Origin of the sequence: Hoylesella buccalis ATCC 35310, from assembly GCF_025151385.1 — a bacterium.
GTDB lineage: Bacteria > Bacteroidota > Bacteroidia > Bacteroidales > Bacteroidaceae > Prevotella > Prevotella buccalis.
The window spans coordinates 2,613,279-2,637,002 of the sequence record NZ_CP102287.1 but is presented as its reverse complement, the minus strand read 5'-3'; the positions used below and the strand labels follow the sequence as shown (position 1 = coordinate 2,637,002).

Genomic DNA, 23,724 nt, shown 5'->3' with positions numbered 1-23,724 from the left:
GTTCTTGTAGTCATTCAGTTATTCAGCATCATTATGACACGTTCTACACTTGGCTTGAAAACTGTAAGTAAGCGTCACCAGCAGCGTCGAATAGCCATCGGTGTTCTTGAACAGTCCGCTGCTTTTGACGAGATAGGGATCAACCACACCGTCGAGTTTGTCACTCAACGAGAAGTGTGCCGCCCACTCCAATCCTATATTAACACGGTCGCCAAGCTTGTATTTCACACCCAGTCCCAAAGGTACATGGGCGGTCCACACATCTTTCGGTCCACCCGAAACATACGTACCCCCCACTCCTCCGAAGATGAAAGGGGTGAGCCGTTTGGCTCCCCGATAGTCTCTGCCCGTGCCGTATGGCCAAAAATTATATTCAAAGGTAACGCCCAGGTCACCCAACGAATGATTAAACTCGTAAGGTTTTTCCTGCATGTCAGGATAATAAGTCTGCACATCGGCCGACGAGCCTTTGAGCTTGCCATAGCTACCCTTGGCTTTTAGGGCCATTCGAGGGTTGAGTACCCATCGCCACACAAGCGAACCCATGGGTTGCATGTTCTTAACCACGCTGCCATTGAAGTCGCCCAGATAGGACACCAAGCCCGCTCCGCCCCCCACCTCCATACGATATTCCACGTCGTCTTGTGCCTGCGTTTGCACAGCGGCCACGAGCAATAATATAGAGAGCAGACCTTGACGCATGTTTCGTTATTTTGTATCGCTATTCAGTAATCACCCTTTTCACCACAGGCCAGCCCAACTTGTTGAGCCGTCCCCGCCAAACTTGTCCGGTTTTTCCACAAACCATCCACAGGTAGTGGTCGACATCGGCCGTCATGGCAAACGATGATTCACTGCTTTGAAAACCTTCTGGGAAGACCAGCGTGGCATGTTTTTTCCACGTCAAACCACCATCCACGCTGCCATATATCTCACTGAACGCCTTCACGCCGCTACTCTCGCCTTTTCCGGTACCACCCATGGCCACGAGCTCATCGTCATATTTCACCACCTGAAGGTTGGTCAAGTTGGGTAATGCGAACCGGTTTCCAGCCGATGGCGTATAACTTGTCCAAGGCTGATTTTCAGCCTTTTTATCGTTCTCTTCAATCTTTCCCCACTGAGAAACACGCTGGTCGGTGGTTCCAGCCATGAACAACTGATTGGCACCCGCATTGGTTTTCGAGGGTTGGACTACAAAATTCAAATCAGCCTCTGGCAACAGTGCGTTCGAGGGACTCAAGGTTTCCGTCGTCCAGGTAGCACCTCCGTCGCCCGAAACTAATATTTTATGATCTTCAGCCAGGGCATACAACTTGGCATCGCTAGCACCTACCAGCTGTTTAAGTGCGATGGTAGACACCACAGACCAGTTTTTCGCATCAGCAGATTTCACCACTTGACTGTCATGATAGCCATAGAATGTCTTGCCTTGCAATACTACCTGACGATAAAAGTCACTTGCCAACTGGATGTTGGGCTTGATTTCTTGCCATTGGTTTGCCGCCTTTCGCGCAGCCGTATAGACCTTTGCCTCCGACCCCTTGTTGCCAAAGACATACAAGTTTTCTCCATTCGCAAGTAAGCGCATGGCTGTTAGCTCGGCCAGCTTAGGCTCATTCTTTGTCTGACTGCTCCAGTTGAACGTGTCACCATCCTGCTGGTGAACGTTTACATGGACGGTATAGGTATTCATACCCGTACCCGAATTGTTGTAAACAACAACCTGACGGGGCTTGGTAAAATCGAGTGAATCGGCCGAATTGAAATATTTAATCGTATCGTTGTCAGCGTTTTTGATGCCAATTACACCCGCATTCTTAGCCGAAATGGTCGCTACCACTTTCGAAGCGTCAACACCTACCGGCAACGAGTCGGGATTATAAATTACCCTATTGAGTTGGTCTATGTAGAAAATATAGTCGCTTGCAGCAAAAGTCGTGATGTATGTGCTGTCGGCACCTTTGCTCGATTTGGTGTGTACCAAACGTTTGACGTTTTTAACCGAGAATCCTATAATGGCCGCATCGTCATATGTCATCTGCTCATCGTCGTTGTCTCTAAGACAAGAAGCGAATAGCAGCATCACTGAGCACAGCATGAGAAGCGGTAAAAATCTTCTATTCATTTACTTCTGATTATGATTTTAGCTGCAAATTTATATAGAATTCCGCAAATAGCACATCTTTTTAAGGCTTAATTATGCAAAATAGTGATTTATAGAACGTTTTTTAAGGTTGTTTAGGGTTTAAGCCGCGGCTGTTCGCAAGCAGACTGATTCTTCACACGCGGCTTCTTAGACTTGCAAAATAGGAGTGCGATTTATCAACTTACATACCGCCAACGACCTGCCTCCATGGAGTGTTTCAAACACAAATGAACAAGCGAACAGCATCAAAACGCAAAGCTGCATCTACAAAAACCACGGCTAACCAAAAAGCAAGAATCAATTCAGAAATTATTTTACATTTGCTTTCGTATGCTTCGATTATTTTGAACAAGATGGTCTTCTGCTCAGAAATACGCGAAATTTGAAGCTTTTTACATACCTTTGATTCACAAACACTTATAAGAAAACAGCCAAAATAAGGACTGAAAATCAGGTGCTTTTTTGCCAAAAAACGTGCAAAATCGACCGATTTCATCGCTACTTTTCAGGGAAAAGTCAATGCTTTAAGGGCATCAACTCATTGAGTTTGATCTCCAAAACGATAGATATTGGAGAGAAATGGCAGAAAAAACAGTTTTTCGTCTGTGTTGTTTTTCTAGAATGAGTTATTGAGAAGTGTTAAATTATTGTCACTTTAATTGACATTAACAAACAAATATAGGGGAAGAAAAAAGAGGATTTTCATTCTATCTCCACACTTTTTACCGTTACCGTCTGCCGTGTGTCCGTTTGGTAGGAAGGCGCCCTTAGATTTTCGATGTCATCATAATCCACCGGTGTCCACGTGATACCACCCTTCCCTTTGCCAGAAGAACCACTGTTGGTCCGAATCATTCCGTTACAAAAGGCGATATCCCAGTCGGTGCGCAGCATCCACAGGGCATCCTCATGGGTATCGCCCAAGGAGCTGCTTCCCACCACCTCATGGGCAGACAGCGAGACATACGTCCACCGGTTGGGCACATCGTTGACCGTCAACGAGACATCCTGAACGCCACGACCGACTGCATCTTCTGTGGCACAGCCTGCAAGAAGCAGCATCATGCCGGCCAACATCCATAGGCATACACGTTTCATTCTGTTTTATATTTGAGGGTTACTTTTCGGTTTTTGGCATCCGTCTTTTCTATTTTCAATTTAGCTGCCTTGCCATCTGCGGTCTTGAGCAAGAACACTTTGACAGAGGGTTGACCTTCATCGGCATACCGATAAGGCGAAACGCTCACATCAAAGGTTTTGAAGGGCTCGATGGTGAAGACATTGTCACCACCAACCAATTCGACTGGTGCTTTTGGCTGAAAGACATACTCTGTCGGCGCTTGCGTACGGTAATCGATGACAGAAACACTTTCCAGACACCCTTGCCCCACCTTTTGCCCGATGGCTGATTTGACGACATTCAGCTTGAAAGAGGCGTATTGCGCGTCTGGGCTGGACATGAACTCAGTGAAGTCCATGGCAAACTCAATGCTGTTTTCCAACCACTTGCCTTGCATTGGCAGGTCGCCACCTTGGTTGTGAAAGGCGTAGCAATAGTGATAGTTGGGCAGTGCGTCACCTTCCCCACGTTCAATGCCAGCCATGGAAAACTTCAAGTCGTCGCGCGAATCATAGCTCAACCGCACCTTGAAGACCACTTTAGGTTGATACCGCTTTGGCACCACACCCTGCAACTCACCGCTGAGCAGACGATTGCTGACACTGGGATCACGGAAGAAATCGTACGGCAGATAAAAGCGGCCATTGTCATGCGCCCACGAGCCCCATGTGTTGGCCACGATGAAGGCGCCTTTGTGCTGCCGCCCTTTCTCGTCCTCGTATTCCACCAGGTCGTCATAGCCCACAATGGTCAGCGCATGAGCGCCGCGGGTAGCCAGTTTTCTCAGCAAAGAGTGGTAGCCTGTTGCCGACGGTCCCTTGTATTGTTCATCTATCTTCCACCCGTCACTCTGCGTGGAAAAGGTTAATATTCCACCAGGTCTGCTGCCGTTTCCTGCATCATAAAGATAGCGTTTGAGCAAAGGGATGCTGTCATCAAAGACCAAGATTCGCTCCACTCGATTCTGCATGGCCCGCAAGTATTTGTCATAGCCGGTACACCATCTGAACTGCGAGACGGCCGATCCGCCATAATCGGCCTCGCTCATCATGCCATAGCGTTGGGCCAGGTACAATCCTTCCTCAGCAAATCCTCCCTGGTCCTCACCACCATTCAGCATATTCCATGAAAACAGATAGTCCATGCGATTCTCAGCACTGGCCGACGCGTCACGATCCAACAATCTGTTGAGTTCGTAAGTGAGCATGTAGCCGATGGCCGAAGCCTGCGCGCACGAGCCACCACGCTGTGAAAGGATGGGTGGAAAATACTTCGTTTTGCTGTTATCCACCGAGGTGGGCAACTGAACGGCATCTTCCGCAGTCTCGCTAACGGTGGTACGCAGCTGCCGAATGTCCACCACCGCCTGCGTGAGGCGTGGTTGTGGGTAGATCTTGCGTTGTACAAATTGAGCTTGTACCCGACCTATTCCCACCGCCAGGCACAAGCTCCAACAAAAGATTATTTTATTCATTAATCCGTTTATACGTTTTCAGCGCCTCGTCTTTTACAGCTTGCGTATAACCGTTGCCATTGATGATGCGCTGGCATGCAGCCGAGATAAGTGGACGCTGACAAGAATGTGTACGCCAACCCATGGCCTCCAGCAAAGCTATCTCAACCTGCTCATTCTTCTCTTGCTCGAGATAGCGCAACAAATCCGGAATCATGGCATGAATCATATAATTGCGCGTGAAGCGTATCCGCTGCAGCTTTTTCTTTACGGGGACGGTAGGATCCAAAATCTTACGCGTGTCCTCAACCCAGCGTTCTGAAGCATGATCGATGGCATTGTATATCAACGTACGGACAGAGTCCTTATGTATGTAGCACACTTCAGGTCGGTCAAACTGAAGTGCGAACTCCTTCAGGAGCTGACTCTTGGGGAATACGGTCAATGAGTTGATCGCATCGAAATTGATTCGGGCTGACGTGGCATTGGCAATGGCAATGCTGATGAGCTGCGGAATGAGCCGTTCGTCACCACTCTTGCCCATCATCACCACGGCACAACGCTGCAACAATTCGTAACTGTCGTTGGCAGCCAGCTGCAACAACTTGATGAAATTGTCGTCTTTGTAATCGCAAATGAGTGAAAAGGCTTGCATTCTGACGATATAAGAGGGCGAATTGCGGTAGATATTCAATAATTCGGCCGATGACATCGCCTTGAGCTGACAAAGAGCCTCCATAGCTAAGCACTGGCGTTCTGGCTGGTCTGACTTGAGTAGTTTGCGCCATGCGCCCTCTTTGTTATCGCTCACCAACCGGTCTACGTCCACGGCCTTGCCCTCAGTGGCGAACTTAAAGGTGGGGTCTCCAATGACATGCAGCTCCAAGTAATGGGCGTACTTCACGACATCACCCACGCAACCGCCATCCGCGATCAGTCCAATAAGTTTGTCTGCCCATTTGTCTTGCAGCGCATTGACGCTGTTTGCGATACACACCACGGTGTTTCCAGGCTGGAAGACATACTCGTTGGCGATGCAATCATTCAGATGAAACGACCCACAGAAGCAGGCATCAATCACCACGACAGGCGTGTTGGGAGTGAACTGGTATGCGCGGAAGTCTTCAAGATGCAGGTCGGCAGCGGCCTCATAGATGGAGTCCAGGCGAGCCAGCGAGTCACTCTGCGCATGCAGAACCCACGAGTCGGGCAGGTCAAACTTCTTCAATAGGGCGGTAGACAATGAGTCGGCATTCTTATTGCGCTGCTTCGCGTGATAAATATGCTCCCTGAGATTGCGCATGATGAAGGTCTTGGCACTGGCTACCGTGTTGGGCAAAATCAGATTGTTGAGGTATTGGGCATCAAAAGAACCGTGATGGTGCAGCATGGCAAGATCCATATCCTTGCGCATGAGCTCGCTCATCAGTCGCTCCTTCACGGGATTGACATCGTCGTGAGAAATATAACCAACTTGATGGGTGCGCCGTTTGAGCTGTGGAAAATGCTCGAAATAAGATATTTTCTCGTCTATTCGGGCATCTTTGGAAGCTGAGATGTATCCATGTCCATCAAAATAGAACATGTTGTTCAGCTTTCTGTTCGTCCGTTTGAGTGCAACCAGCTTCTGAAGATAGGCCTTTAGCTTGGCATATCTACTGATTCCACCAACGTCGGTAGGTCGTATTCTTCCCGTGTAAATGTTGGGTTGCAGGCGTTGAGAGCCCCTTGCTGTGAGTGAATAGTAATAATAAGGCGTACCCTCATCATGCCCCACAGACTTGAATTGCAAGGAGAAGTCGTCATAATAGCGGTCTGAAGGAACCGACGACTCCTGTCTTGAGTTGGTTTGATTCATCTTAAAGGCAGAGGTGAGATGCTGTGCGTCGCGTATCATAGGCACAGGAATGTCACCCACGAAGACGGCTCCTACAATAGGGTCACGCTTCTGATAATAGAGCTTTTGAAGTGCGGTACGGATAGAATCGGGTATCCCCCAACGGTCAACAACCGTATAAACCTTGAGTTCATTGACTTGTTCTACAGCCTGAGCATAAGCCTTCAACTCAGCTTGGGCATATTGGTAACTTTTAGTATCAACCACAATGGCAAATCCACTCTTGGCCATACCATGCCCTACCAACACAAGCAGGCAGAGCGATATGATGATGATTCGTTTCATTTCAATGTTTTTTAGATGTAAAAAAGTATTCATTAGGCGTTTTTTGATGGTTGCCTTACGCACGCTCATTCAGTCTTCTTGGATTTCAACATGTCAAAATTGCATGTAAAGACCGGCACAGATACCCACCCGCGACGTATGCCTAAGCGCACGAGCGAATGCGGCGGCGTCCGCATGAAGCCATGCATCTACCTTGATGTTCATTCCAACATTCATCCGTTTCAGGGAACGCTGCACGTCCAACATGCCGCCCATGCGCACACGCTTCGCACTCAAATACTCAAATTGAGGAGCGACATAGCGGTCGGTGATGTTACCCGTTTCTTCAGATGCTGATACAAATTGGCGTTCTGACAATGGGAGATAGTACCCTCCATGGACTGAAGTGTTGAGCGTATAATGCCTCCATTGCACGCTTGTACCCACTGTTGCCTGCATGAAAGCAAGCATCCACGCCTGTTTTTGTGTCCCTAAATCACTGGCATGTTTAATCCATGTCTGCGTTGTTCCTATCTTGCCTTCCACAAAAAATGGCATGTCCAACCGATAACCCAAGTCGGTTGACAACCGATAATCTTGGTGTACGCGCGCCTTTCCCAATACCTTGTAATCGGTTCGGTTGCCATGTTCGATGTCTGTTACTGCCTTCTGGTCGTACCAATAGCCATCTCCCTGATGCCAACGTGCATGTACTAAAAGCTGATGAGTCGTGCTGCGTCCAGAATGAAAGATAAGCCGAGCTTGTCCTTTCAGGCTTGAAAACTGATAATCTCCACCTTTGAAGACGTAAGCCTCACCACCGTCTACTGCGTTTTCATAACCCCGTGAGAACGCTATCTCTGTGAAACTGCTCCATCGAGAGGCCGTGGGCGTATAGGCAAGTTGGGCACCTACTTGTGCTGTTTGACCGTCATATTTGCGTTGATAGCCAGGATTGCTGGCTGTAGACCGCCTGAAATATTCGCCAAGTCCTTTCATGAGAAAGAAACGATGGTTGTTAAGCGGATTGACAACCGTATAGTTTATGTTTGTACGAACCATTTCCATACCTACCGATACGCCCAAGTGCCAGGCTGCGTTTAGTTGACATTCGGCACCAAGCAAAACGGGGAAGGAGGATGAAAGCGTCTTGGGGCGAGGGTCATCCTGGTCGGAAGAGCTGCCCATCATCAAACCGACACCGGCTCCCAACAACCATTTTTTGGAACATTGCCATGCCAACTCGGCACTCATACGGAACACTTCAGAGGAAGGTTCGCTCCAAACAGAATCGCCCAACACAAAGGGATTGTCCGGCATGAGATAGAATGACGAGTTCCATCGACGGTCTGTCTCCTGCCTGTTTTGATATTGCAGATATCCACTAAGCTTGACCTGATTCAAATCTTTGAGTCCCCCGACATACACATCCAGCTGCCGTTGCCTTTTGGCAGCATCCACAGCCTTGAACGATCCATTATGTTCGTCATAGGCTACCCTCGCTGTTCCTGCCGTAGACCGCTGATTATAGGCGATACGAATGGGGTTATTGCCGGAATATCTGACATTCGTCAACTCGTTCAGATGGTCCTCATGCCATGGGTCATCGGTATGGATAAAGACGGTTTGCGCAACAACAGCCTGCACGAACAACATGCAAGACAGGCAGCACAAGACGCGAATGGATGGAACATGTATCATAAATGACTGAATAAAGGTTCCACCGCCAAGACCTCACGACGATGGTCTTGACAGCGGAAATGATAGCTGAATGAATTGGATTATTTATCAACCTCCGTGAAAACACGCCCCGGCTGAAGTGGCTGGTTGTTGAGGAAGTCGACCGATGAATTATTGGTGTCCTTGAAATAAGCACGCCCGTTCACCACTTTTTCCACCTTGCGACGCAAGCATTTGCCCTCCCAAGCCTTGCTGGCCTTGACGGCTTTGGCATCGTCAACAGGCAAGAATTGTGGAAAATATGTCTCTGCATCGGATTTAGACATATCCACAGCATCCAGCACATACTTGTTTGGCATCAGTAAGTATTGCATCTTTGACTTGGTTCCTGGCGTAGTCTTTAAATTATTCTGGTCGGCAGCAAACTGCTTAGGGGTGATGCCGGCAGGCAGTTTGGCCAAGATGTAGCCACCATTGAAGAAGCCTAAGCCAAAGGCCTTCATGTTTTTATTGTTCTGGAAGATGATATCCATGTTGGGAGCGGGATAATCCACCTCACCTTTTACATTGTCAATATATACCTCCCACTGTGCTTTCGACAGATCTGGGCAATGGTTTCCCTCCGGAGCCATCTTGCCATGGTCCACTGCATCACTGGCAATCACGGTGCTTTCGCCAGGCTTGAGGGCAATCGACTTACCATCCTTACCTACGGGGAAGGCGATAACGGTACCTTGTCCACAAGCATAGCGGTCCTTGTAGCCGTTGGCTTGCCAAACGTTCTGCTCCTTCTTTTGTCCTCCAGGATTAGTCATTAGGATAACACCGTCTAGATATTGCACCTCATCAGAGTTGTTCACAATCTCAAAATAGTTATCCAACACATAGCCCTTTTTGCCTCCTGTGGTATAGATTTCCTTGAAGATGAGCGTCGACTTGCGCACCTTTTGCAGCTCAATAGTGGCTTTTTTGTTCGCATAGAGGTCTACTGAGAGCGTCCCTGTGAGGTAAGCATTGGCCTCATCCTTGACCTTTGCCGTGAGCAGCAAGTTGTACTGTCCCTGCGGAAGCGTTGTCGATAAGTCCTTCATATCCCTCAACACCAGGGTATCCTCTTTCGTTTCCTTTGTCAATACCAGCTTGGCATCGCTGATATCGTCTGCCTTCAATCCGTCAGGAAGTTGATAAGACAGCGTCAACTCGTAGTTCGCAATACTCGGCTCATCGTTTTTATTACAAGAAACGAAGCCTAAAACAGCGGTCAGCAGCAACAGAGCCGAGACCATTTTCCCAATACATTTGTTCATACTTATTACTGATTTAAATTGTTTTTTATAATTTGATTTTCACTTCCGCACCAAAATAAGGAGCAGGGTACAACTGTGTTCGTGACAGACTGTGAGGATTGGTGTGCCATCGTGACACATTAGGAAAGTTGTTGGCCGTGAATGAAAGTTCGGCCACCTTGCCTATTTCTTTTGTAAACCGCAGGCTCAACAACACCCATGGATGCGTTACATCTTTCTCAAAGTCGTATAGATAATAACGTCCCATCATGCGTTGACGCACGACATCGCGCTCTGCATCGGCCGACCAGGGATAGTAATGGCCGTCCCGCGTGTAATATCCTATAGGCGAGACACCCAGATATTCACGCCCCTCATAAGTGAACTGATGATAGCGACTCTTGCCATCCGGCTGTTTATATACCGCCCTTTCGCTTTCATACCACACCACTTGCACGGCCGTGGTGAAGATCATTTTGACAGCCGGCACATGGGTAACGAAGCGGAAGGTAGAGTTGACGCGGTCCCGGATGTACCCTGAACCGTTTGGCATGACTGGAACATAGTCGTAGTTGTAATCAACATACCTAAGCTGGTCTTTCTCATCGGTGCGCTCCGTATGGAACCAAGCGCCGTTGATGCTCAAGGATGTACGCAAAAGACTGAGCGAACCCAGGTCTATGCCATATTCTATTCCATGCTTGTGCGACCATGTATTGTTGGTCGGTCGGCTCCAAGTAGACATATCCACCTGCTCAGTTTTGCCGGCCATCATACGTACACCATTGTACAGATAGCTCACATCCCCTGTCTCTTCATGATATTTCGGGAGGGCAGCCTCCACCGGCAGGCTGAATTTGGGGTATCTATTCCAATACAATCTGCTTTCAAATCCAAACTCATGATGATGACGCTCGTTGTAATAAGTCACAAAGCCTCTGACCTTCCCGATTCGGAAAGTAAGCCCACACTCCCATTTTTGAGTATGCGTAGGCATCAAGTCGGGGTTGCCAACCTGCCCTATCACATCTGTCTGCAGCAGGGCCAACCGGTCCTCCTCACGCTCACCGTATTTACTCAGGCACACGTTGTCATAATAAACATTGTCGGGGTAGAGATACATCAAGGTGGGCATCTTGTTGGAAATGCCATAACCACCCGTCAAAGAGAGTTCGTCTATCCATGGATTACACGTCTTGTCCAACAGCGTATACGAAGCATTCAGTCGAGGCTCTGCAACAAACATTCCTCGCTTTCCGCCGCTCTTTCGCTTGTTCAGGAACAAGTTGCTTACCCGAAAGCCACCTTCCACCGTCAGATGCCGCTGAAAAACCTGCAACGACAGCTTGTCACTGACGAATGCCGACAGGGTGTTCAGCGCAGGAATATCCTTAAAAGCACGGGGTCGAAGGGTCTGCGTTCCCATTGACTGAGGCGGATTTTGCATGTCGAACAGCAAGCCCTTGCCATGGTTGGCACTATGAACAAACTCCACGCCCAGCTTTACATTGGTATAATTGGCGGTTCCCAATTGCAGATACTTGTTGCCCACAACCTGACCATAGAGATTAAGTGGTGCCCCAAGAATCTCGTATTTGGAGAAATAACTCTTGTTCTTGAAGATGGCAGGATGGATGCCCGGCGTGCGGACATCCGTGATGACACCATCGGGATTGGATACAAGATTGTCGTGTTGGTCGGTGGTTTTGGAATATTGTAACGACAGATTGTACGACAATGCCGAAAGAAAGGTACTACGCGCATGATATTTTCCGGATACAGACAGGCGCGTTCCAATGTTCTTGTTGGTGAAGCGGAGCTGCATTTCCCGGTATTGTGGGTCGTCTTTACGATTGTTGACGTTGCTGTAGAAAGCCCCTTTAATACTAAAGGTATTACGCCCGGCGGTCTTTGAATATCCTCCCGTGAACGTCAGGCGGTCGTATCCATTGCTATGTTTGCGCGTATCAGCCCACGACTGGCTCCAGTCTGCACTGAAGTTAACTGCGCCTCCGCGTTTCAAATTGAAGCCCTTTCCTACATAAAGCAGCTTGGAAAACGGGTCAGCCTGCGCCTTCACTTCCCACGGCGTATGCCCCATCTTGGTCTTGACGATGAGCATGCCCGACGTAAGGTTGCCGTATTCGACTGACGGAATGCCCCGAATCACCTCCACGCTCTCCACATTGCCGGCACTCACCGTACGCAAGTCGGCTCCCCGCCCGGCCGTGGTCTGGTCGCTCATACCGTCAGCTTGCGCTCCCGAAGAAGCTCTGAACCGGGCCGTACCCAACACTTGCAGATTGGCATCGTTGCTTACCGGCGTGCCATCCACCACCACAAGAGCACCAAGCGCGTTGTTTCTGTCACCGTCTATCTCGCGGATATGGGCTTGCGCCAACTTGTTCAGCGTGGGATTCTCAATCAGATTTCCCGGCACCAGTTGCAGGATGTCGGTCACGCTCTTGGGTTGTATGTGCCTGATGGCATCTTGCCCGATGAGCGACTTCGAACCCATTGCCTGCTGTCGGGCGGTAACCTCTACCGTCTTGAGCTGCAAGCCCAACTCACGCATCTGCACCTTGAGCTGTGGGGTATGGGCACTTATCGCCACCGTTCCACTGACCGTTTCGTACCCAACGAACGTGATGCGATAATCATAACGACCGGCCGGAACGTTGAGAAACTCGAACAGCCCGTCCTTGTTCGTAAATGCCACCAAGCTGTTGTTGAGGCTGACCGAGGCCAACTCGATGGCCTGGCCATGCTCATCAGTCACCTTACCTGCAAACTTATAGCCTTCCGGCTGTGCGTAAGCCTGGCTCAACAACACGCTGATACTGATGAAAAAAATAAAAACGGTCAATCTTTTCATAAGAGAAATGGAATAGGACTGCTGAAAACAACATTTTTTTTTAAGACCATAACTACCAATTATTTTGCAAAAGTACTCGTTTCGTCTTTTTGTGACAATACCCAAAAATAGGTATTTGCTTGTTTGTCGTCTCACGCGCAATCACACTTAGCCCTCCAAAAGCCTACACCTACCGACCGCTCGATTGGCTGATTAGAGCAGAGCGTGACAATTCATCCCCCTGCGAGAACCAGAGAAAGCTACAATAAAGTGTCCTGTTTTTTCATAAAAAATCGGCCTTAAAACAGCACTATGAAACTTTCAATCTGGAAAAATTCAATAGGCACGCAGGATGCAAACAGGCGATGATTGAGTTAGAAAAAACGGATTTTACCACAAAAGCAATGGTCTTACACCATTAAACGCATCACTTTGATTCGCAATTTACATGCCTTTGCATCACAAATGCATACTGATTGCACTCGAATATGCATGCTTTTGTCGTGTCAAAACCAGAAAAACGGATGCTCCAGAACATAAGAAAACCATAACACATTGCCATATAGGAAGATGGGAATGTGGCTCATATTTTGCGTATTTGCGACAAAGAGAGGAGTGATTACCAAATACGCGAAATATGAAGAGGTTGGTTGTCAAGAAAATTCGGAACCAAAACCCATTTAATTTTAAATTAATATTAGTGGGGTTCATAAGGAATCGCAGTATGAAAGAAAACCGCTCAAAAAAAATATCAACGTAAAAATTTGGCGGAAGACTAAAAAACGATTACCTTTGCACCGTCTTTTCAGCGACTAACGCTTTTTAGGAAGCTTCAAAAGGCGATGAGACGGCTTAAACGCTTGTCCTATGGTGTAATGGTAGCACAACAGGTTTTGGTTCTGTTTGTAGTGGTTCGAATCCGCTTAGGACAACAAACGTAAAGCAAATAAAAAAGGTGATTTCACATTGGAAATCACCTTTTTTATTTGTCTTAACTACAAAAATTAGTTGAGGACGTCTGCAAGTTCGGCACCAGCCTTGAACTTAGCAACCTTCTTGGCAGCGATTTTAATCTTCTGTTTTGTCAAAGGATTGATTCCTTCGCGAGCAGAACGCTCAGAAACACTGAAAGTACCGAAGCCGATGAGCTGTACTTTGTCACCTTTCTTCAAAGCTTCCTTGATTGAACCTGTTGTTGCATCCAAAGCCTTCTTCGCAGCTACCTTGCTGATGCCTGCAGCTTCAGCAATCTTGTCGATTAATTCTGTTTTATTCATTACTGTTGTGGTTATAAAATGATTAATAAAAATTAATGTGCTTTTTAACTGTGCACAAATATAGGTTAAACATTTCAGAAAACAAATAAAAAATCAGAAAAAATATACGATTTACTCAAAAAAAGGCTATAAATCACTTATTATATGCCAAATGACGGAGTTTTTTCGTAATTTTGCGCACATTAAAAAGACTTTTATACAACGAATTATCTATGCGCAGTATACCCACAGTTACCAAGAACCTGCTTATCATTAATGTCTTGGCCTTTGCCGCCATGTACGTATTTAGATCACAGGTAGACTTGAATGATATTCTTGGACTTCACTTCTTTTTAGCTTCCGACTTCCGGATTTACCAATTAGTGACCTACATGTTCATGCATGCCACTTTCGAACACATCTTCTTCAACATGTTTGCTTTGTGGATGTTCGGCTGTGTGGTGGAACGCGTGTGGGGACCAAAGAAGTTTTTGTTTTATTACCTTTCGTGCGGTATCGGAGCTGGTTTGTTCCAAGAGCTGGCACAATACGGATCGTATATGGTCGAAGGACTTGCCGCTTACGACAGCGTGTCGTTCGACGGAATGCGCATCGCCATGGGTGACTTTCTCAACAAATGGACCACCGTAGGAGCTTCGGGAGCCGTGTACGCGCTGCTCTTAGCCTTCGGCATGATTTTCCCGGAAGAGAGAATCTTCATTTTCCCGCTGCCCATCCCCATCAAAGCCAAGTGGTTCGTGATTTTCTACGCAGGTCTTTCACTGGTCATGGCATTGACTACAACCGGCGGAAACGTGGCCCACTTCGCTCATCTCGGTGGCATGGCATTTGGATTTTTCATGATTCGCTATTGGAGACGTCATCCGTACGGTGGCTCTGCGCGGTCGGACGGGCAACAATTTTTTGACAACTTGCGGGAGAAGTGGGAAGAACACGCACACAAGAAGGCTGACAACACGAAGCACGATGCCTACGACGAGCGTAAAAGCGACTGGGATTATAACGCGCAGAAGCAGCGTGAGCAAGAGGAAATAGACAAGATACTTGATAAAATTCGCAAAAGCGGTTACGACAGCTTAACGGCAGAAGAGAAACAAAAACTCTTTGACAGCAGTAATCGGCGTTAAGCAGAAGGGGGAATGGGAAAAGCTATTAAGAAGTTTGTCTTCCAACTCTTTGCCGGAGCAAACATCACCACCATCATCGCCATGTTGCTGGTTGGCTACGCCGACCGAATCAATCCGGCCCTCCACCCTTCATTAGCCAACATGGGATTGGTACTCCCCGTGATGCTCTGCATCAATCTGGGATTTCTTGTTTTCTGGATTTTTTTCCATCCAAAACATGTCTGGATTCCCCTGTTGGGATTTCTCGCATGCTACCAACCTATCAGGGTTTACTTCCCCATCAACCTTCCCAACCAAACACCCGAAGGTGCCATTAAGGTGCTTTCCTACAATGTTTGGTTCTTCGGAGGCAATGGATTTGAACACGAAAACAACCCCGTACTGGATTTTATCAAAGAGCAAGGCGCAGACATTGTATGCCTTCAAGAGTCTGACGCATGGGGCAAGTACGCAGACAAGGCAAAAGCTCAGATGGATTCACTATATCCTTACCACGCCGGTTCGCACGCCAAGAACAAAGGAGACATCATGGATATCTACAGTCGTCACCCCATCATCAGTCAAGAAGACATCAACTATCCCTCTGAAGGCAACCACTCAACGGCTTTCTATCTGAACATCAAGGGCGACACGGTGATTGTCATCAACAACCACCTGGAGTCCATTGGTCTGTCACCAGAAGACAAAGCCAACTTCAAGGGCATTGTCAAAGGAAACATCAAGGGCGACTCAGCCCAAATAAGCACCAAAACACTCATTAAAAAACTGGGAGAGGCATCAAGCATCAGAGCCGCGCAAGCCGATGCTGTAGCCCAATACATCGCCGCACATCGGGACAAGAGCGTGATATTATGCGGCGACTTCAACGACGGACCCAATTCGTATGCCCGCCGAACCATTGCCAAACAACTGCGCGACTGTTACGTAGAGACGGCAAATGGGCCTGGCATATCCTATCATCTTGGTGGATTTTATGTGCGTATTGACCACATGATGTGCTCGAAAGACTGGACTCCGTACAACTGTAAGGTAGACAACAAAATAAAAGCAAGCGACCACTATCCTATCTATTGCTGGCTGAAAAAGGCTCCAAATGCTTAAAAATGTGCATTTAAATGCCATAAATTTTTCGTACTAACAAAAAAATAGTATCTTTGCACGTCTATCAAAAGTTGTGAAAAAACAATCATCAATAATAATAAATTAAAATGCAAAACAAAGGAATTGTAATTGTAACGGCTGTCCTACTGACGCTTGCAAGCATCTTCTATTTGTCATTTTCAGCAGCCACTCGCTATTATGATGGCCAAGCAGCAAAGCTGAAAGATCCGATTGCACAACAAGAGTACAAAGACTCTGTGAAGTATCTGGGCATCTATTCTTACCAAAGATGTTTGGAAACTCAAATCGGATTGGGCCTTGACCTGAAAGGTGGTATGAACGTGATATTGGAGATATCAGTGCCTGACGTAGTAGAAATGCTCGCTGACCACAAGACAGATGCCGCATTCGTGAAATCGATGAAAGAGGCAAGAGCAGAGGAAGAAACCAGCCAGGAAGATTTTATCTCTCTCTTTATTAAAGCGTACAAGAAGAATGCACCAGGCCACAAATTGGCTGAAATCTTTGCCACGCAGCAACTGCAAGGTAAGGTGAACCCACAAAGCACCGACGCCGAGGTAGAGAAAGCATTGCGCCAAGAAACTCAATCGGCCATCGACAACTCGTTCAACGTCGTGCGCACGCGTATCGACCAATTTGGTGTTGTTCAGCCGAACATCCAGAAATTGGAGGGACAACAAGGTCGCATCATGGTTGAAATGCCTGGTATTCGTGAGCCAGAGCGTATGCGTAAACTGTTGCAAGGTAGTGCCAACCTCGAATTCTGGGAGACTTTCAACGCTGAAGAAATCATTCCTTACCTGACACAGATCGACGCTCGTCTGGCTAATGGCGACACACAAGTGGCCGACACAACCGCTGCCGACACCGCTGCAACTAAGGCCGTTGAGAAAACCAGTGAAGAGAAAGTCGTTAAGAAAGCAGATCCTAAGTTCCAACTCAAGAAAGACAAGAAACAAGGCGACGTAAAAGTTTCGAATGAAGAACAAATTGCTGCCGCCAAGAAAGAACACCCACTGTTGGCCATCTTGAGTACCACGGGGCGCAATGCACTGAGCCTCGTAGGTTATGCCAGTGTACGCGACACCGCAGAAGTAAACAGAATTATCCACTCAGACCTTGCCAAGCAGATTCTTCCTGCTGATTTGAAACTGCTTTGGAGTGCCAAACCAGCCGATGGATTGCAGGTGAAAAACTATTACGAACTGCATGCTTTGAAGATTACAACCACCACCGGACGCGCTCCGTTGGAAGGCGATGTGATTGTTGACGCATCCGACCAGTTTGACCACTTGTCAGGTAAGCCAGAGGTTTCCATGACCATGAACACCGACGGCGCACGCCGCTGGTCGGCCATCACCAAGGCTAACATCGGTAGAGCTGTTGCCATTGTGTTGGACGGATTGGTGTACACCTCTCCTCGCATCCAAGGCCAAATTGACGGCGGACAATCGTCTATCACGGGTAGCTTCACCATCGAAGACACCAAAGACTTGGCCAACACCCTGAAATCGGGTCGTATGCCGGCACCTGCACGCATCGTACAAGAAGAGGTGGTAGGTCCTACACTGGGTGCACAGTCTATCCAGCAAGGTATCATCTCATTCGTGATAGCCTTCGTACTGTTGATGATTTACATGATTTTGATGTACAATTTCATCCCAGGTATGATCGCCAACTGCGCCTTGATTGTGAACGTATTCTTCACCTTAGGTATTCTAACGTCGTTTCAAGCCGCCCTTACCATGTCGGGTATTGCCGGTATGGTGCTTACGTTAGGTACGGCCGTTGACGCCAACGTGCTGATATATGAACGTATCAAAGAGGAATTACGAGCAGGAAAAAGCATGAAACAGGCGGTAGCAGCTGGTTACAGTAATGCCTTCAGTGCCATCTTCGACTCTAACTTAACATCAGCCATCACGGGTGTTATCCTGTTGATATTCGGTACAGGACCCATTCAGGGATTTGCTACCACATGGTTGATTGGTCTGGCTTGTTCGTTCTTCAGTGCTGTATTCTTGACACGTTTGGTTTATGAGCACAAACTGAACAAAGACAAATGGCTGAACCTCAAGTTCTGGACGGGCATCTCAGAGAATATGATGCAGAACACACGCTATAAATTCATGAGCATGTTCAAGACCAGTGGCACGATTTACGCCATCGCAATCGTCATTTGCATCGGCAGCTTTATTGTTCGTGGTCTGAGCCAGAGCATTGACTTTACGGGTGGACGCAACTATGTTGTGACGGTTGACAAGAACACACATGTGGAAGAGGTACGCAACGCTTTGAACAATGCATTCCAAAATACAGTAGGTAAGAATGCAGGCAAACCCGCAACCACGACCGTGATTGCCATCGGTACCGACGGCAAGACCTTCCGTGTATCTACCAACTACAATCTGGAAAGCAATGACCCACAGATGGATGATCAGGCAGAAACGATTCTATATACTTCGCTGAAGAAAGCCGGACTTGTGAAGCAATCCAGCATAGAATCATTCAAGAACCCTGATATCCGCGAAGGTGGATCAATCATCAGTTCTTCTAAAGTGGGTCCATCCATCGCTAAGGACATCACGAACAATGCCATCAAGAGCGTTGTGATTGCACTGATATGTATCTTCTTATATATCTTACTGCGATTCCGCAACATCGGTTTCTCCATTGGTTCAGTTGCAGCATTGATTATAGACACGACGATTGTGGTCGGCTTGTTCTCGTTATGTTACGGATGGATAGGCTTCTCCTTGGAGATTGACCAAACGTTTATCGGTGCCATCCTAACGGTAATCGGTTACGACATCAACGACTCGGTGGTGGTGTTTGACCGTATCCGTGAGAACTTGAAGCTGCATCCAAAACAAGATTTACAGAAGACGTTCAACGATTCTATCAACCAGACGTTGGCTCGTACCATCAACACCTCAGTGTCTACATTGATTGTGTTGGTTCCAATCTTCATCCTCGGTGCTGACAGCATTCGCAGTTTCGCCTTTGCCATGATTATTGGTGTATTCGTTGGTACGCTCAGTTCTATCTTCTTGGCATCACCAATCGCTTACATAGTATTGGGACGCAAAATCAAGAAAGAACAAGAAGAAGAGGCTGTCGTTGTATCATAACAACATGGAACGCTGAACAAAGAAATAAACCACTAACAAGAGCGGCACAACCTCACCGAGGTCGTGCCGCTTTTATTTATGGAATGAGGAAAACGAAAAGAGGATGAGGGGACGGAACGGACACCTATAGCCTTGTAGGACTGATCAGAATAACAAGAGAAGTACAGGCTCGATGGCCAAATAAATAACCGAGAAGCATTCCCTTAGCACTATCCATTTGGACAAAGATAGCGTATTGAGGATGTTCTAAAACGAAGAACTTACAATTCCTGCACCAAGCGTTTTCTGCATGCTTCCAAGATGCTTTCCAGTTCTACAACGGTAGATGCCCGCAACATGGCGATGCGGGTTTGTCGGAAATCGGGGATGCCTTTGAAGATGGGACTGGCTGCCAAATGCCTCCGGGTATGCAAGATACCCCGGTATTCATCGATACGCGACACATTGATGTGCAGCTGTTCTTTCAATATGTCTATCTTTTTATTGATGTCAAGCGACGCATCGTAAGGTTTTCCGTCGAGATAGTCACGCATTTCTTTAAAGATCCAGGGCTGTCCAAAGGCTGCCCGGCCAACCATGACAGCATCTACGCCAAAACGCTCGAAAGCCTGTTTGGCTTCCTGGGGCGTGGTAATGTCGCCATTGCCAATGATAGGAATGTGGATGCGAGGATTGTTTTTCACCTCGCCAATCAGCGTCCAATCAGCATTTCCGGTGTACATCTGACTGCGCGTGCGGCCGTGAATGGTCAGCGCTTGGATGCCACAATCTTGCAGTTGTTCGGCCAATTCAGTGATAATAAGATTGTTTTCATCCCATCCCAAGCGTGTTTTTACAGTCACAGGCGTATGCACCGCCTTGACCACCTCTCGGGTAATCTCCAACAAAAGCGGTATGTTACGCAGCATACCAGCACCCGCACCTTTGCCTGCCACTTTCTTTACGGGACATCCAAAGTTGATGTCAATCACGTCAGGATGAGCCTGTTCAACAATCTTGGCAGCTTCCACCATAGACTCAACGTCCCTTCCGTAGATTTGTATGCCTACGGGTCGTTCGCTGTCACTAATGGTCAACTTGTTCAAACTGGCTTGAATAGACCGCACAAGTGCTTCTGCACTGACGAATTCGGTATATACCATGGATACGCCAAAGCGCTTGCACAACTGCCTGAAACCGATGTCTGTCACGTCTTCCATCGGAGCCAACAAGATTGGCTGCACGCCTAAGTCTATGTTTCCTATCTTCATTTTCCTGAAAAAGTTACTGATTTCATCTATTTTGAGCTGCCAAATCTAAACGACCTGACATAGAATGCGCATATACAATGTCAACCTATGAGCAGATTCCTATCAACTCATGAGCAAATGGTAAATACCACCAGGTAAGGCTTTCAACACACCTTTCATTTCCAAAGTAAAGAGAATGGCAGAGAGTTTAGCGATGGGAATGCCCGCCTGCACACTCAGCATGTTGATTTGCAAGTCGTTGTTTTTCTGCAACACGGCAACAACTTGCTGTTCCTCAGTCGATAAATCAGGGAATAACTGTCGCTCTATTCCTTCATGATGTGCACGACTGAGCCTTGCATCATCTTCCCATCCCATGCTTTTAACGAAATCATAGGCATGATTGATGAGCCCTGCCACGTTGTCTCGTATCAAGTTGTTGCATCCTTCACTATAGGGACTACCCACGTTACCCGGGAAGGCAAACACCTCTCTGTTATAGGTGCGAGCCAAACTGGCGGTGATTAATCCGCCACCATGGGCAGCACTTTCTACAACGATACATGCATCAGAAACGCCTGCTACGATACGATTTCTTCTCACAAAGTTCACTTTATCCGCATTGGTCTGCGTGAGGAATTCTGTGAGCAATCCTCCTTTTTGCACCATTTCATCGGCTGTTTGCCGATGTCTGGGAGGATAAAGATAATCCAATCCGTGCGCCAGAACACCCACAGTGGGATATCCATTCTGCAAAGCATGGCGGTGAGCGAGGATGTCAACGCCATAAGCGAGACCGCTTACCACGAGTACTTGTGGACACAACTGCCGCAGTTCTGCCATGAACCGACGAATCAAATCCTCTCCATAGACAGTGTTTCTTCGGGTTCCCACCACGCTGATGACACGGCGTTGGTTCAGGTTGACCGACCCTTTGTAGAACAACATCAACGGTGCATCATCGCATTCTCTGAGCCGTTGCGGGTAGTTTTCGTCATTCATGCAAAGCGGCATGACACCATTTGACACGTCCCACTCGAGCTCTTCCTCTGCTCTACGCAAGTATTGGTCTACGTTTTGAAGCGATGACACCAACTTAGGCGACGCATCTGGCAGCACCTCTCGGATGTCATGTCGATGCTCTATCACGGCTGTCGCCGAGCCCAACCTACGATACAGCTGAACCATTCCCGTAAGATGAAAATGGTTGATGCGTGTCAAAGCGATAGTGTTGATGAGTTCTTGTGGGTCTGTCATGTTCATAGATATTTAGCAAACGCGCTGTCGTACTCCTCACTATGCCCCAAACGGCCATGAATGAGGCACACCAACTCTACCTTACTCTTAAAACAAAGCTTGTCATCCTGCTCCCTAAAGATATCCTGATGGAAAATATAGCGCAGACCTTCTTTCTTTAAAGCCAACCGTGAAATGAAAGTGTCATCACACTTGAGTGGCGTTTTGTATTGCAAGTTCATGCGAGCCACCACCGCGTCGGTTCCCTGTTCGTGCATCTTAGCAAAGCTAAGGCCTAACGAACGGAGGAACAAATGGCGCGTATGCTCGATGTAATGGAGGTAATTGGCGTTGTTCACGATGCCTTCTATATCGCATTCATAGTCGCGAACCTCCATTCGTGTCTCGAAAATATAGTTCATTTTTGAGTTGATGAGTTCTTGAGTTTGTGAGTTTTTGAGTTCTTAAAAATGTGAGTTTTTGAGCCTTGTCAGCCGTGTTGGGTCTCTGACCAACAGCGAATCAATATTCCCTTCCTTTTAAATATTCATAGCCAATGCGGCATCTAAGGCATTCTTTCCGGTCACAATATTGCGTTTTGAGTTGGATTAAAGCCTGAGTGTCGCCTGCATTTTGCACATCGAGGCCACACTGTTGCCACATGTTGACAATGTGGTTTCGCTCTGGTTTGAGCTTTTCCAGATAATTGATGGCCTGTTCACATAGCTGCTCTGATGACTCGTGCCGACCGTAGGCGAACAGAAAAGGAATGGCGGTGTTGATGAGTAGAACATTAAGTGACGCTTCCGAAAGCCTCTTTTCGCTCTTCTTACTCACCGAACCAAACACATAATGAGTTTCCCAATAGGGTGAAACGGCCGATTTCATCGCTACTTTTAAGTCATCAAGGGTCTCACTTTCCACCAAATTGCGCAAGCCAAACCGACGGGAATGGTATAGATTGGCCAACTGTGCGATACGGATGTAGGGGAAATTTTGTGGGCGCAATCGCAAGAATCTCCACATTTTTCCATCGATGGGCTGTAGCGAGAACTTGCGTTGCAGATAGAGATATTCTGTTCGCAGAAGTTCAAAATAGCCCTCTTCATCCATCGTTGCATGATATTTTTGTGGAATAAGATGACGCTCGAGCAATCCGGCTTGTCCCATAAAGAACGCTTCTATCTGAAACAGGTCATCACGATGGTGATCCACAGCGTGCAGCGGAATCGATCTTGCCCACTGCTCAAAGGCCTCACCATTGATGCCAAAGCCATAATTGCGAGCCAACGTCATGAAGAGAGCAGCCTCCCAATCGCCGTCACACTGCTGCAAACGGCGTTCGATGTCATGCGTTTTTTGTTCTAAACGCTCTGTCTGCAAGGCCGACATCCATGCGTGAATCGTCAAACTTGACAGGTTGGGAATAATCTCATAGCACGGCGGATAGGTGTCGATGGTCTGCAATTGTTCGTAATGTTGCGCAACCGAAGTTGGCACAGAAAGCTGCAACTGGGGCACAACACGACCGCTCTCGGTTTTTACTTCCGCATCAATTTCACCCGCAACATGCAGTATTACATTATTATAAGCCGCATCTTGCTCGTGGCGATGCACATACCAGTCGCTCGACTTGACGTGTATTTCCACGTTGCCCACCCACACAGTGTTGCCTATCTTGACTTTGGCATTGAGAAAATCAGGACCCGAATTGGCATTATGCAACCCCACATCTATCACTTCCAACGCTTGGTTGTCAGTGGTAGTGAGTTGCCGTAATGGAAACAGACGATGCTTCCAACAATAATGCAATAGCTGCTCCATGATTTAAAAACTGATTTAAAGCCAAACGAAATGTGGCCAAACGAGTGGAAACGGATGGAGGCTTATCCCTATAAT

The 23,724-nt window shown here is 47.5% G+C and carries 17 protein-coding genes and 1 tRNA gene; 4 read left to right on the top strand and 14 right to left on the bottom strand.

What is annotated here, in order from left to right:
- Window positions 1–18: 18 nt before the first annotated feature.
- The 9 genes from porG to NQ518_RS10815 all read right to left on the bottom strand — a co-directional run bounded on the left by porG (window position 19) and on the right by NQ518_RS10815 (window position 12,724).
- Window positions 19–702, bottom strand: a complete 684-nt coding sequence (gene porG / locus NQ518_RS10855; protein ID WP_227206333.1) for a type IX secretion system protein PorG — start codon at window positions 700–702, stop codon at window positions 19–21.
- A gap of 19 nt (window positions 703–721) precedes the next feature.
- Window positions 722–2,128: a DUF6242 domain-containing protein gene (locus NQ518_RS10850; protein WP_227961926.1), complete on the bottom strand. Its 1,407-nt coding sequence runs from the start codon at window positions 2,126–2,128 to the stop codon at window positions 722–724.
- Window positions 2,129–2,366: 238 nt separating this feature from the next.
- Window positions 2,367–2,645: a hypothetical protein gene (locus NQ518_RS10845; protein WP_227961928.1), complete on the bottom strand. Its 279-nt coding sequence runs from the start codon at window positions 2,643–2,645 to the stop codon at window positions 2,367–2,369.
- Between the two features lie 206 nt (window positions 2,646–2,851).
- Window positions 2,852–3,247, bottom strand: a complete 396-nt coding sequence (locus tag NQ518_RS10840) for an HmuY family protein (RefSeq protein WP_227961930.1) — start codon at window positions 3,245–3,247, stop codon at window positions 2,852–2,854.
- Window positions 3,244–4,743: a C1 family peptidase gene (locus NQ518_RS10835; protein WP_227961932.1), complete on the bottom strand. Its 1,500-nt coding sequence runs from the start codon at window positions 4,741–4,743 to the stop codon at window positions 3,244–3,246. The genes NQ518_RS10840 and NQ518_RS10835 overlap by 4 nt, the downstream gene beginning before the upstream one ends.
- Window positions 4,736–6,904, bottom strand: a complete 2,169-nt coding sequence (locus NQ518_RS10830; protein ID WP_227961933.1) for a HEAT repeat domain-containing protein — start codon at window positions 6,902–6,904, stop codon at window positions 4,736–4,738. Before NQ518_RS10830 ends, NQ518_RS10835 begins: the two co-directional genes overlap by 8 nt.
- 93 nt (window positions 6,905–6,997) lie before the next feature.
- Window positions 6,998–8,584, bottom strand: a complete 1,587-nt coding sequence (locus NQ518_RS10825; RefSeq protein WP_227961934.1) for a DUF6850 family outer membrane beta-barrel protein — start codon at window positions 8,582–8,584, stop codon at window positions 6,998–7,000.
- An 80-nt stretch (window positions 8,585–8,664) separates the two neighbouring features.
- Window positions 8,665–9,870 carry a DUF4876 domain-containing protein gene (locus tag NQ518_RS10820; RefSeq protein WP_227961935.1) on the bottom strand — a complete coding sequence of 402 codons (1,206 nt, stop codon included), beginning with the start codon at window positions 9,868–9,870 and terminating at the stop codon, window positions 8,665–8,667.
- 25 nt (window positions 9,871–9,895) lie between these two features.
- Window positions 9,896–12,724, bottom strand: coding sequence for a TonB-dependent receptor (locus NQ518_RS10815; protein WP_227961936.1), 2,829 nt, complete (start codon window positions 12,722–12,724; stop codon window positions 9,896–9,898).
- Between the two features lie 840 nt (window positions 12,725–13,564).
- Between NQ518_RS10815 and NQ518_RS10810 the strand changes: the two genes are divergently transcribed.
- A tRNA-Gln gene (locus NQ518_RS10810) sits at window positions 13,565–13,635 on the top strand.
- A gap of 72 nt (window positions 13,636–13,707) precedes the next feature.
- On the opposite strand, the gene NQ518_RS10805 is transcribed toward NQ518_RS10810, so the two are convergent.
- Window positions 13,708–13,995: an HU family DNA-binding protein gene (locus tag NQ518_RS10805; RefSeq protein ID WP_459554063.1), complete on the bottom strand. Its 288-nt coding sequence runs from the start codon at window positions 13,993–13,995 to the stop codon at window positions 13,708–13,710.
- A gap of 197 nt (window positions 13,996–14,192) precedes the next feature.
- Between NQ518_RS10805 and NQ518_RS10800 the strand changes: the two genes are divergently transcribed.
- The 3 genes from NQ518_RS10800 (at window position 14,193) to secDF (ending at window position 19,360) form a co-directional block, all read left to right on the top strand.
- Window positions 14,193–15,107 carry a rhomboid family intramembrane serine protease gene (locus NQ518_RS10800; protein WP_227961937.1) on the top strand — a complete coding sequence of 305 codons (915 nt, stop codon included), beginning with the start codon at window positions 14,193–14,195 and terminating at the stop codon, window positions 15,105–15,107.
- Between the two features lie 12 nt (window positions 15,108–15,119).
- The gene (locus NQ518_RS10795) at window positions 15,120–16,208 is read left to right on the top strand and encodes an endonuclease/exonuclease/phosphatase family protein (protein ID WP_227961938.1); all 1,089 of its coding nucleotides are present in this window, start codon (window positions 15,120–15,122) and stop codon (window positions 16,206–16,208) included.
- 107 nt (window positions 16,209–16,315) lie between these two features.
- Window positions 16,316–19,360: a protein translocase subunit SecDF gene (secDF, locus tag NQ518_RS10790; RefSeq protein ID WP_227961939.1), complete on the top strand. Its 3,045-nt coding sequence runs from the start codon at window positions 16,316–16,318 to the stop codon at window positions 19,358–19,360.
- A gap of 260 nt (window positions 19,361–19,620) precedes the next feature.
- Here the strand turns inward: secDF and dusB are convergent, their stop codons facing one another.
- The 4 genes from dusB to NQ518_RS10770 form a co-directional block, all read right to left on the bottom strand.
- Entirely contained in the window at window positions 19,621–20,610 is a 990-nt protein-coding gene (gene dusB, locus NQ518_RS10785) for a tRNA dihydrouridine synthase DusB (RefSeq protein ID WP_227961940.1), read from the bottom strand.
- Window positions 20,611–20,712: 102 nt separating this feature from the next.
- Window positions 20,713–21,846, bottom strand: a complete 1,134-nt coding sequence (gene dprA / locus NQ518_RS10780) for a DNA-processing protein DprA (RefSeq protein WP_227962369.1) — start codon at window positions 21,844–21,846, stop codon at window positions 20,713–20,715.
- 2 nt (window positions 21,847–21,848) lie between these two features.
- Window positions 21,849–22,247: an acyl-CoA thioesterase gene (locus tag NQ518_RS10775; protein WP_227961941.1), complete on the bottom strand. Its 399-nt coding sequence runs from the start codon at window positions 22,245–22,247 to the stop codon at window positions 21,849–21,851.
- Window positions 22,248–22,347: 100 nt separating this feature from the next.
- Window positions 22,348–23,649: a DUF2851 family protein gene (locus NQ518_RS10770; protein ID WP_227961942.1), complete on the bottom strand. Its 1,302-nt coding sequence runs from the start codon at window positions 23,647–23,649 to the stop codon at window positions 22,348–22,350.
- Window positions 23,650–23,724: the final 75 nt, after the last annotated feature.

Bases quoted from the DNA above. Each gene is read 5' to 3' on its own strand.
- porG (WP_227206333.1), bottom strand. From the start codon at position 702: ATGCGTCAAGGTCTGCTCTCTATATTATTGCTCGTGGCCGCTGTGCAA.
- NQ518_RS10850 (WP_227961926.1), bottom strand. From the start codon at position 2,128: ATGAATAGAAGATTTTTACCGCTTCTCATGCTGTGCTCAGTGATGCTG.
- NQ518_RS10845 (WP_227961928.1), bottom strand. From the start codon at position 2,645: ATGAAATCGGTCGATTTTGCACGTTTTTTGGCAAAAAAGCACCTGATT.
- NQ518_RS10840 (WP_227961930.1), bottom strand. From the start codon at position 3,247: ATGAAACGTGTATGCCTATGGATGTTGGCCGGCATGATGCTGCTTCTT.
- NQ518_RS10835 (WP_227961932.1), bottom strand. From the start codon at position 4,743: ATGAATAAAATAATCTTTTGTTGGAGCTTGTGCCTGGCGGTGGGAATA.
- NQ518_RS10830 (WP_227961933.1), bottom strand. From the start codon at position 6,904: ATGAAACGAATCATCATCATATCGCTCTGCCTGCTTGTGTTGGTAGGG.
- NQ518_RS10825 (WP_227961934.1), bottom strand. From the start codon at position 8,584: ATGATACATGTTCCATCCATTCGCGTCTTGTGCTGCCTGTCTTGCATG.
- NQ518_RS10820 (WP_227961935.1), bottom strand. From the start codon at position 9,870: ATGAACAAATGTATTGGGAAAATGGTCTCGGCTCTGTTGCTGCTGACC.
- NQ518_RS10815 (WP_227961936.1), bottom strand. From the start codon at position 12,724: ATGAAAAGATTGACCGTTTTTATTTTTTTCATCAGTATCAGCGTGTTG.
- NQ518_RS10800 (WP_227961937.1), top strand. From the start codon at position 14,193: ATGCGCAGTATACCCACAGTTACCAAGAACCTGCTTATCATTAATGTC.
- NQ518_RS10795 (WP_227961938.1), top strand. From the start codon at position 15,120: ATGGGAAAAGCTATTAAGAAGTTTGTCTTCCAACTCTTTGCCGGAGCA.
- secDF (WP_227961939.1), top strand. From the start codon at position 16,316: ATGCAAAACAAAGGAATTGTAATTGTAACGGCTGTCCTACTGACGCTT.
- dusB (WP_227961940.1), bottom strand. From the start codon at position 20,610: ATGAAGATAGGAAACATAGACTTAGGCGTGCAGCCAATCTTGTTGGCT.
- dprA (WP_227962369.1), bottom strand. From the start codon at position 21,846: ATGACAGACCCACAAGAACTCATCAACACTATCGCTTTGACACGCATC.
- NQ518_RS10775 (WP_227961941.1), bottom strand. From the start codon at position 22,247: ATGAACTATATTTTCGAGACACGAATGGAGGTTCGCGACTATGAATGC.
- NQ518_RS10770 (WP_227961942.1), bottom strand. From the start codon at position 23,649: ATGGAGCAGCTATTGCATTATTGTTGGAAGCATCGTCTGTTTCCATTA.